At 72.3% G+C, this 8,993-nt stretch carries 11 protein-coding genes and 1 riboswitch; of the genes, 6 read left to right on the forward strand and 5 right to left on the reverse strand.

What is annotated here, in order from left to right; genetic code table 11:
• Positions 1–25: 25 nt before the first annotated feature.
• The gene (locus tag IE260_RS11065; RefSeq protein WP_189870444.1) at positions 26–1,258 is read right to left on the reverse strand and encodes an NAD(P)/FAD-dependent oxidoreductase; all 1,233 of its coding nucleotides are present in this window, start codon (positions 1,256–1,258) and stop codon (positions 26–28) included.
• A gap of 102 nt (positions 1,259–1,360) precedes the next feature.
• A complete protein-coding gene (locus IE260_RS11070) occupies positions 1,361–1,702 on the reverse strand; it encodes an avidin-fold protein (protein WP_189870446.1) in 342 nt (113 codons plus the stop codon).
• 52 nt (positions 1,703–1,754) lie between these two features.
• Positions 1,755–1,866, forward strand: a riboswitch (TPP riboswitch).
• Here IE260_RS11070 and thiO point away from each other — a divergent pair.
• The 5 genes from thiO to IE260_RS11095 all read left to right on the forward strand — a co-directional run bounded on the left by thiO (position 1,864) and on the right by IE260_RS11095 (position 7,117).
• On the forward strand, positions 1,864–3,042 hold the full coding sequence (thiO, locus tag IE260_RS11075) for a glycine oxidase ThiO (RefSeq protein ID WP_189870448.1): 1,179 nt from the start codon (positions 1,864–1,866) through the stop codon (positions 3,040–3,042). (Overlaps the previous riboswitch by 3 nt.)
• Entirely contained in the window at positions 3,039–3,239 is a 201-nt protein-coding gene (gene thiS / locus IE260_RS11080; RefSeq protein ID WP_189870450.1) for a sulfur carrier protein ThiS, read from the forward strand. The genes thiO and thiS overlap by 4 nt, the downstream gene beginning before the upstream one ends.
• Before the next feature lie 4 nt (positions 3,240–3,243).
• Positions 3,244–4,041: a thiazole synthase gene (locus IE260_RS11085; protein WP_189870452.1), complete on the forward strand. Its 798-nt coding sequence runs from the start codon at positions 3,244–3,246 to the stop codon at positions 4,039–4,041.
• Positions 4,042–4,260: 219 nt separating this feature from the next.
• Complete coding sequence (gene pknB, locus IE260_RS11090) at positions 4,261–6,201, forward strand: Stk1 family PASTA domain-containing Ser/Thr kinase (protein WP_189870454.1); 1,941 nt, start codon at positions 4,261–4,263, stop codon at positions 6,199–6,201.
• Positions 6,202–6,238: 37 nt separating this feature from the next.
• On the forward strand, positions 6,239–7,117 hold the full coding sequence (locus IE260_RS11095; RefSeq protein ID WP_189870456.1) for a deoxyribonuclease IV: 879 nt from the start codon (positions 6,239–6,241) through the stop codon (positions 7,115–7,117).
• Positions 7,118–7,139: 22 nt separating this feature from the next.
• Here the strand turns inward: IE260_RS11095 and IE260_RS11100 are convergent, their stop codons facing one another.
• The gene (locus IE260_RS11100) at positions 7,140–7,787 is read right to left on the reverse strand and encodes a sulfite oxidase-like oxidoreductase (RefSeq protein WP_189870458.1); all 648 of its coding nucleotides are present in this window, start codon (positions 7,785–7,787) and stop codon (positions 7,140–7,142) included.
• A gap of 181 nt (positions 7,788–7,968) precedes the next feature.
• On the opposite strand from IE260_RS11100, the gene bfr reads away from it, so the two are divergent.
• Positions 7,969–8,487: a bacterioferritin gene (gene bfr, locus IE260_RS11105; RefSeq protein WP_189870460.1), complete on the forward strand. Its 519-nt coding sequence runs from the start codon at positions 7,969–7,971 to the stop codon at positions 8,485–8,487.
• On the opposite strand, the gene IE260_RS11110 is transcribed toward bfr, so the two are convergent.
• Together IE260_RS11110 and IE260_RS11115 are read right to left on the reverse strand one after the other, a co-directional pair.
• Positions 8,484–8,753, reverse strand: a complete 270-nt coding sequence (locus IE260_RS11110; RefSeq protein WP_189870462.1) for a (2Fe-2S)-binding protein — start codon at positions 8,751–8,753, stop codon at positions 8,484–8,486. The genes bfr and IE260_RS11110 overlap by 4 nt on opposite strands.
• A 148-nt stretch (positions 8,754–8,901) precedes the next feature.
• Positions 8,902–8,993 (reverse strand): 3-deoxy-7-phosphoheptulonate synthase (locus IE260_RS11115; protein ID WP_189870464.1); only part of this gene is annotated, 92 nt, incomplete at its 5' end.

Consider the following 8,993-nt stretch of genomic DNA (forward strand, 5'->3'; position numbering starts at 1 on the left):
GACCCGTCCGGGCCGGTCGGACGGGCTACGCCGTGGCCGCCTTCAGCGGCCTCGCCGGGTCGGTCAGCAGCCGCGGGTCCATCACCGTGCCCGCTTCGATCAGACGTCTGCCCTGCGCCAGGTCGCGGGGCCGGCCCACCGCCAGCAGGGCGACCAGACGGTCGTCGCGCAGCCAGCAGACCGTCCAGGCGGGGCCGGAGGGATCCCCGCGCCACAGGGTGGTGTCGGCGGACGTGTGGTGACCGGCGTACTGGACGAAACGGCCGAACTGCTCGGACCAGAAGTACGGCACCGGGTCGTAGGTGGCCGGGGCGTCGCCGACGATGTTCGTGGCCACCGTGCGCGGGCCCTGCAGGGCGTTGTCCCAGTGGTGCACGAGCAGCCGTTCGCCATAGCGGCCGGAGGGGAAGGAGGCGCAGTCGCCGACGGCGTAGACGTCCGGCGCGGAGGTGCGCAGGCGCTCGTCGGCCAGGACCTCGCCGTACGCGCCGAGCTCGATCCCGGAGCCGGCGAGCCAGGCGGTGGCCGGCCGGGCGCCGATGCCGACGACGACGGCGCCCGCGGGGAGCCGCGAACCGTCGTCGAGGATCACCGCGCCGGGCTCACCGGGCTCGACGCGCTCCACGCGCGCGTGGGTGCGCAGTACGGCGCCCGCGTCGGCGTACCAGGCCGTCATGGGGGCGGCGACCTCGGCGGGCAGCGCTCCCGCGAGGGGCCGGTCGGCTGCCTCGACGACGGTCACCGCGCAGCCCGCCTCGCGCGCCGCGGTGGCGAACTCGGCGCCGATCCAGCCCGCGCCGACGACCACGATGTCGTGCTGCCGGGCGAGCACCGGGCGCAGCCGCTCGGCGTCGTCCAGGGTGCGCAGCAGGTGCACGCCGGGGACGCCCTCGGCGCCGGGCAGCCGGATCGGTTCGGCGCCGGTCGCGAGGACGAGGGCGTCGTAGGGCACGGGCCCCGCGGAGGTGTCGAGGAGGTGCTCGCCCGGGCGGACGCCGAGCGCCTCGCAGCCGAGCCGCAGTTCGATGCCGAGCGCCTCGAAGTCGACGTCGAAGGCGGAGCCCTCGGCCGTGCCGAGCAGGACCGCCTTGGACAGCGGTGGCCGGTCGTACGGCTGGTGCGGCTCGGCGCCGATCAGCGTGACGGTGCCGGTGAAGCCCTGCTCCCGCAGGGCGACCGCGGTCTGCACACCCGCCATGCCCGCGCCGACCACGACCACGCGCTCCGGCACTGCCCGTTCCTGCGTCTGCTCGCTCACCTGATCACCATAGACACCTGGCAATTTGTCGGTCAGCAAGCGCGTTCAGTGACGCTCCGCACTCGGCGATCAGGCCCCGACCACCCGGCGACGACCCCGTCGTCACGCGGCGACCTCCTCCACCACGCTCGTGCCGCTGCCCTGCTGCGACTCCCACTCCCAGCTCTCCTCCAGCCGCACCCGCCCGTCCGGCAGTTCCACGACCGTCGACACACAGTGCCCCGACGACGTGCCGCCGTCGGTCTTGAGCTGCACGTACCGGAAGTCGAGCCGGTCGCCGTCCCGGGTGCCCACCAGGCGGCCGCGCACGACGTCGCCGCCCTCGTACTCGGCCCATATCGCGCCGTCCTGCTCGTGATAGGTGAACCGGGTGCGCGTGCCCACCTGGCCGGGTGACTGGTCGGCGACGGGGGCGAGGACGAGACCGTCGAGTGAACGCGCCACGGGTGGAGGCTCCCTTACTGAGACATACGGCGTCGGGCTAGGGTGGCCAACGTAAAGCACTCGCGGGAGCCCGGACGCACCGGGCTGAGAGGGAGGCTGGCGGCCTCCGACCGTACGAACCTGATCCGGGTCATGCCGGCGAAGGGAGGGGCTGGACGCCCATGTCGTCTCCACCGTCGTCACCGCGTACGTCGGACGTCCTCGTCGTCGGGGGCGGGATCATCGGTCTGGTCACGGCCTGGCGGGCCGCGCAGCGCGGGCTCGCCACGGCCGTGGTGGACCCCGAACCGGGCGGCGGCGCCGCCCAGGTGGCGGCCGGGATGCTCGCCGCCGTCACGGAACTGCACTACGGCGAGCAGACGCTGCTCGCCCTGAACGTCGCCTCCGCCCGCCGCTATCCGCAGTTCGCGGCCGAGCTGACCGACCTCACCGGCCACGAGCTCGGCTACCGCCGGTGCGGCACCCTCGCGGTCGCGCTGGACGTCGACGACCGGGCCCACCTGCGGGAACTGCACGCGCTGCAACGGCGCTCGGGCCTGGAGTCCGAGTGGCTGGCCGGACGGGAGTGCCGGCGCCTGGAGCCGATGCTCGCCCCCGGCGTGCGCGGCGGGCTCAGGGTGGACGGCGACCACCAGATCGACCCCCGCCGCCTCGCCCACGCGCTCGTGGCCGCCTGCGAGCGCGCGGGCGTCGTCTTCCACCGGGTGTGGGCCGACCGGCTCACCGTCGTGCGGGACCGGGCCACCGGGGTCGTCACGGCCGACGGCGCCGCGCTGGAGGCCGAGCAGGTGGTGCTGGCCGCGGGCAGCCTGAGCGGGCGGCTCGCGGGCGTGCCGGACTCCGTGCTGCCGCCGGTGCGGCCCGTGAAGGGGCAGGTGCTGCGGCTGGCGATGCCCCGGTCGCACGGTCCGCTGCTGAGCCGGACCGTGCGTGCCGTGGTGCGCGGCAACCCCCTCTACCTGGTGCCCAGGGAGAGCGGCGAGCTGGTCGTCGGGGCCACCAGCGAGGAGCTGGGCTGGGACACGACGGTGACCGCCGGTGGCGTGTACGAGCTGCTGCGCGACGCCCACGAGCTGGTCCCCGGCATCACGGAGCTGCCGCTGACGGAGACCCGGGCGGGGCTGCGCCCCGGCTCACCGGACAACGCGCCGCTGCTCGGTCCGACCGAGCTGCCGGGGCTGCTGCTGGCCACCGGGCACTACCGCAACGGCGTGCTGCTGACCCCGGTCACCGGTGACGTCATGGCGCACGTCCTGGCCACCGGCGAGCTCCCCGACGAGGCCCGCCCCTTCACCCCGCGGCGCTTCAGCGCCGCCGCACTCACGGAGCAGCCCGTATGAACATCTCCGTCAACGGGGAGCCGCGCCAGGTGGCGCCCGGCACTGCCCTGGACGCCCTGGTGAGGACGCTCACCGCCGCGTCGTCCGGAGTGGCCGCCGCCCTGAACGAAACCGTCGTCCCGCGCACGCAGTGGCCCGCCACCACCCTGGCCGAGGGCGACCGCGTCGAAGTCCTCACCGCTGTCCAAGGAGGCTGACCCCATGGCCGACGATCCGTTTGTCCTCGGCGGTACGTCCTTCACGTCCCGTCTGATCATGGGTACCGGCGGCGCTCCCAGCCTGGACGTGCTGGAGCGGTCGCTGGTGGCCTCCGGGACGGAGCTGACGACCGTCGCGATGCGGCGGGTGAACCCCTCGGTGCACGGCTCGGTGCTGTCCGTCCTGGAGCGGCTCGGCATCCGGGTGCTGCCCAACACGGCGGGCTGCTTCACCGCCGGGGAGGCGGTGCTCACCGCCCGCCTCGCCCGCGAGGCGCTCGGCACGGACCTGGTCAAGCTGGAGGTCATAGCCGACGAGCGCACGCTGCTGCCCGACCCGATCGAGCTGCTGGACGCGGCGGAGACGCTGGTGGACGACGGGTTCACCGTGCTGCCGTACACCAACGACGATCCGGTGCTGGCGCGGAAGCTGGAGGACGTCGGCTGTGCCGCGATCATGCCGCTCGGGTCGCCGATCGGATCCGGGCTCGGCATCCGCAATCCGCACAACTTCCAGTTGATCGTGGAGCACGCGCGCGTGCCGGTCATCCTGGACGCCGGGGCCGGTACGGCGTCGGACGCGGCCTTGGCGATGGAGTTGGGGTGCGCGGGTGTGATGCTCGCCTCCGCGGTGACGCGGGCGCAGGAGCCGGTTGTCATGGCGGAGGCCATGCGGCATGCGGTGGAGGCGGGGCGGCTGGCGCGACTGGCCGGTCGCATCCCCCGACGCCATTTCGCCGAGGCGTCCTCTCCTGCGGAGGGCATGGCTGCGTTGGATCCGGAGCGGCCTGCTTTTCAGTAGCCCCGCGCTGTCCTGCTGTTGGGTCTCCCACCCGCGCGGCACCCGTTTCCAGTCGGTCGGGAGGTGGGCCTCGCCCGTGGGCGGTGCGCGCCGTGGGCGGCCGGCCGCACGGGGTCCGTCGCGCAGGTGTGCGGGCCACACGTCACAGCTGCGCTGCAGTACCGCCCCGATCCCGGTCGTGGCCGCGGGGTGTCGGCGGTGGCTCGTACACTCACCTGCGTGGACACGACCCTTCAGGACCCTCTGGTCGGGCAGCTGCTCGACGGCCGGTACCGCGTCGACGCGCGGATCGCGGTCGGCGGGATGGCCACGGTCTACCGGGCCGTGGACACCCGCCTGGACCGCGTGCTCGCGCTGAAGGTGATGCACCCGACGCTCGCGGCCGACGCCACGTTCGTCGAGCGGTTCATCCGCGAGGCGAAGTCGGTGGCCCGGCTCGACCACCCCAACGTCGTGCAGGTGTTCGATCAAGGGGCCGACGGGGCGTACGTCTACCTGGCCATGGAGTACGTCGCGGGCTGCACCCTGCGCGACGTGCTGCGTGAGCGCGGGGCGCTGCAGCCGCGGGCCGCGCTGGACATCCTGGAGCCGGTGCTGGCCGCGCTCGGCGCCGCGCACCGGGCCGGGTTCGTGCACCGGGACATGAAACCGGAGAACGTGCTGATAGGGGACGACGGCCGGGTCAAGGTCGCCGACTTCGGGCTGGTCCGCGCCGTGGACACGGTGACCAGCACCACCGGGGCCGTCCTCGGCACCGTCTCCTACCTGGCGCCCGAGCAGATCGAGCACGGCACCGCGGACCCCAGGGTCGACGTCTACGCGTGCGGTGTCGTCCTCTACGAGATGCTGACCGGGGGCAAGCCGCACGACGGTGACTCCCCCGCCCAGGTGCTCTACAAGCACCTCCACGAGGACGTGCCGCCGCCGTCGGCCTCCGTGCCGGGGATGGCGTACGAGCTGGACGAGCTGGTCGCCTCGGCGACCGCGCGCGACCCGGAGATCCGTCCGCACGACGCCGTGGCGCTGCTCGCGCAGGCCCGCGAGACGCGCGGGGCGCTGAGCGGGGACCAGCTGGACGCGGTGCCCCCGCAGGCCCTCACCGCGGAGCACGACAACGCCGAGGACCGCACGAGCGTGATCCCGCGCGCACTGACGCTGCCCCGGCCGCTGCCGGTGAACGAGGACGGCGGGACCGGCGAGGACCCCGCGGCCGGGTACCACCGCACCAGCAGGCTGGACACCCCGCCGCCGCTGCCGCCGCGACGCCGCCCGGTCCTGCGGCGCGGTCCGCTGGCGATCGTCGTGGCCGTCCTGCTGGTGCTCGGCGCCGGCACGGGCATCTGGTACATCAACTCCGGCCAGTTCACCAAGGTGCCGCCGTTGCTGGCGAAGACCGAGGCGCAGGCCCGGGACCGGCTGGAGGACTCGGGGCTGGACGTCGGCAAGGTCCGCCACGCCTACAGCGACACGGTCGAGCGCGGCACGGTCATCAGCAGCGACCCGGGGGCCGGCACCCGCATCCGCAAGAACGACTCCGTGTCGTTCACGATCTCCGACGGCCCCGAGACCGTGAAGCTCCCCGACGTCCAGGGCTACAGGCTGGACCGGGCGCGGACCCTGCTCGAGGAGGACGGTCTGGAGCCGGGCATGGTGACCCGGGCGTTCAGCGAGGACGTGCCCAGGGGCTTCGTGGTCTCCACGGACCCGAACGCGGGCACGAAGGTGCGTGCGGGCTCGGCGGTCGCCCTCGTGGTCAGCAAGGGCCGGCCGGTGGACGTGCCCGACGTCACCGGTGACGACCTGGCGGACGCGAAGGCCGAGCTGGCGGAGGCCGGTCTGAAGGTGAAGGTCGCCACCGAGCGGGTCGACTCGGAGTACGACGCGGGCCGCGTCGCCCGGCAGAGGCCGGACGCCGGCAGCCGGGCCGCCGAGGGCGACACGGTCACGCTCACGGTGTCCAAGGGCCCGGAGATGATCGAGGTGCCGGACGTGGTCGGCGACAGCGTGGACGACGCGAAGCGGAAACTCCAGGACGCCGGCTTCCAGGTCGACGAGGACCGCGGTCTCCTCGGGCTGTTCGGCGACACCGTCAAGGGCCAGTCCGTGGAGGGCGGGGAGACGGCTCCCAAGGGGTCGACGATCACCATCAGGATCCGGTGACCGCGGGCACGGTCCGGAGGCATGCCACCCTTGATGGGTGAACAGTCAACAGTCCGCCCTCTCGCGCAACCCCGTCGGCGGTCACGTCCCCGTGGCCGGCGGCCTGCACTCCGTGGGCCTGTCCTACGCCCGTGACCTGAAGGCGGAGACCGTGCAGGTCTTCGTCGCCAACCCGCGCGGCTGGGCCACACCGGCCGGCAACCCGAAGCAGGACGAGGCGTTCCGCGCCGCCTGCGCGGCCGAGTCGATCCCCGCGTACGTGCACGCCCCGTACCTGATCAACTTCGGCTCGCACACCGAGGCGACGGTGGAGCGGTCGGTCCAGTCGCTGCGGCACTCGTTGCGGCGGGGCCGGGAGATCGGGGCGCTCGGCGTGGTGGTGCACACCGGCAGCGCGACCGGCGGCCGGGAGCGGTCGGTGGCGCTGAGGCAGGTGCGGGAGCAGATGCTGCCGCTGCTCGACGAGCTCACCCACGACGACGACCCGTACCTGCTCCTGGAGTCGACCGCCGGCCAGGGCGCCTCCCTGTGCTCGCGGACCTGGGACTTCGGGCCGTACTTCGAGGCGCTGGACGCCCATCCGAAGCTGGGCGTGTGCCTGGACACCTGCCACATCTTCGCCGCCGGCCACGACCTGACCGGACCGGCCGGCATGCATCAGACCCTGGACCTGCTGGTGGACACGGTCGGCGAGGGCCGGCTGAAGCTGATCCACGCCAACGACTCCAAGGACGTGGTCGGCGCGCACAAGGACCGCCACGAGAACATCGGCGCGGGTCACATAGGGGAGGACCCGTTCCGGGCGCTGATGACCCACCCCGCGACGGAGGGCGTGCCGCTGATCATCGAGACGCCGGGCGGCAAGGAGGGGCACGCGGCGGACGTGGAGCGGCTGAAGAAGCTGCGCGACGGCTGATCGCCGTAAGCGGCACCGCCGGTCAGAGCTCAGGGCCGTCCCCGGGCTCCTCCTGGTAGGAGTAGCGCTGTTCCTTCCAGGGGTCGCCGATGTTGTGATAGCCGCGCTCCTCCCAGAAGCCGCGGCGGTCGGCGGTCATGTACTCGACGCCGCGGACCCACTTCGGGCCCTTCCACGCGTACAGGTGGGGGACGACGAGCCGGAGCGGGAAGCCGTGCTCGGCCGTCAGCAGCTCGCCGTCCTTGTGGGTGGCGAAGAGGGTGCGCTCGGCGGCGAAGTCGGACAGCCGGAGGTTGGAGCTGAACCCGTATTCCGCCCACACCATCACATGGGTGACGGCGGGCGCGGGCGGGGCGATGTCGAGGATCGTGCGGGCCGGGATGCCGCCCCACTCGGAGCCGAGCATGCTGAACTTGGTGACGCAGTGCAGGTCGGCCACGACCGTGGTGTACGGCAGGGCGGTGAACTCATCGTGGTTCCAGCAGTGCTTCTCGCCGTCGGCGGTGGCCCCGAAGACCCGGAACTCCCACCGCTCCGGCCGGAACTTGGGGACCGGCCCGTAGTGCGTGACCGGCCAGCCGCGCTGCAGTCGCTGCCCCGGCGGAAGCTCGAACTGCGGCGCTCCTCCCTTACCGCCTTCTCCCGATTCGTGTCCCACCGGCTGACCCATGCCTCCATCCTGACAGACCCGGGCCGATGCCCATGACCGGGCCCACTTACATTCGGTCGAACAGGATCAACTCGGACCAAGCATGGACTTACTTACTAAGTCAAGACTTACTGGACGATCTTCTGCACCGGTGAAATCATGCGCGCAACCCGCCAGTTCCGTGTGGAAGGAGCCTTACGCGATGCAGGGCGACCCCGAGGTCATCGAATTCCTCAACGAACAGCTGACCGCCGAGCTCACCGCGATCAACCAGTACTTCCTGCACTCGAAGCTGCAGGACCACAAGGGCTGGACGAAGCTCGCGAAGTACACACGCGCCGAGTCCTTCGACGAGATGCGGCACGCGGAGCTGCTCACCGACCGCATCCTGCTCCTCGACGGCCTGCCCAACTACCAGCGGCTCTTCCACGTGCGGGTCGGCCAGACCGTGACCGAGATGTTCCAGGCCGACCGGGAGATCGAGGTCGAGGCGATCGACCGGCTGCGCCGCGGCGTGGAGGTGATGCGTTCCAAGAACGACATCACGTCCGCCAACATCTTCGAGGCCATCCTCGCCGACGAGGAGCACCACATCGACTACCTGGACACGCAGCTGGACCTGATCGAGAAGCTGGGCGAGTCGCTGTACCTGTCGACGGTCATCGAGCAGTCCCAGCCGGACGCGTCAGGGCCGGGGACGGGCGGGTTCTCGACCCACTAAGCGGCTTCGGGCAGCTCGGGAGCTCCGGGCAGCTCGGTCAGGGCGGCCTGACCCTGGTCGATCAGCTGCCGGCGCGGGCAGGCACCACGGCCCAGCAGCGCCTGGATGCGCCGCACGCAGCCACCGCAGTCGGTGCCGGCCTTGCAGGCGGAGGCGATCTGCCGGGGCGTGCACGCGCCGGCCTCCGCGTGAGACTTCACCTGTTCCTCGGTCACACCGAAGCAGCTGCAGACGAACACGCGGTTCACCTCCCGAAAGGGGTTCATGGTCGTGCCGTACCGACTGACCGGAAGGCCCGACTGATCGGTGAGGCAAACCTAACCTTACCCATCCCTCAGGTTCGGCAAAAGTGCGGGGGGCGCGGATCGCATGTGATCCGCGCCCCAGTACACCTTGCCGTGACGGGCAGGTCCGTCACTGGTCCCGGTACATCTCGGCGACGAGGAAGGCCAGGTCGAGGGACTGGCTGCGGTTCAGCCGGGGGTCGCAGGCCGTCTCGTAGCGCT

Origin of the sequence: Streptomyces viridiviolaceus (assembly GCF_014650995.1) — a bacterium.
Taxonomy (GTDB): Bacteria; Actinomycetota; Actinomycetes; order Streptomycetales; family Streptomycetaceae; genus Streptomyces; species Streptomyces viridiviolaceus.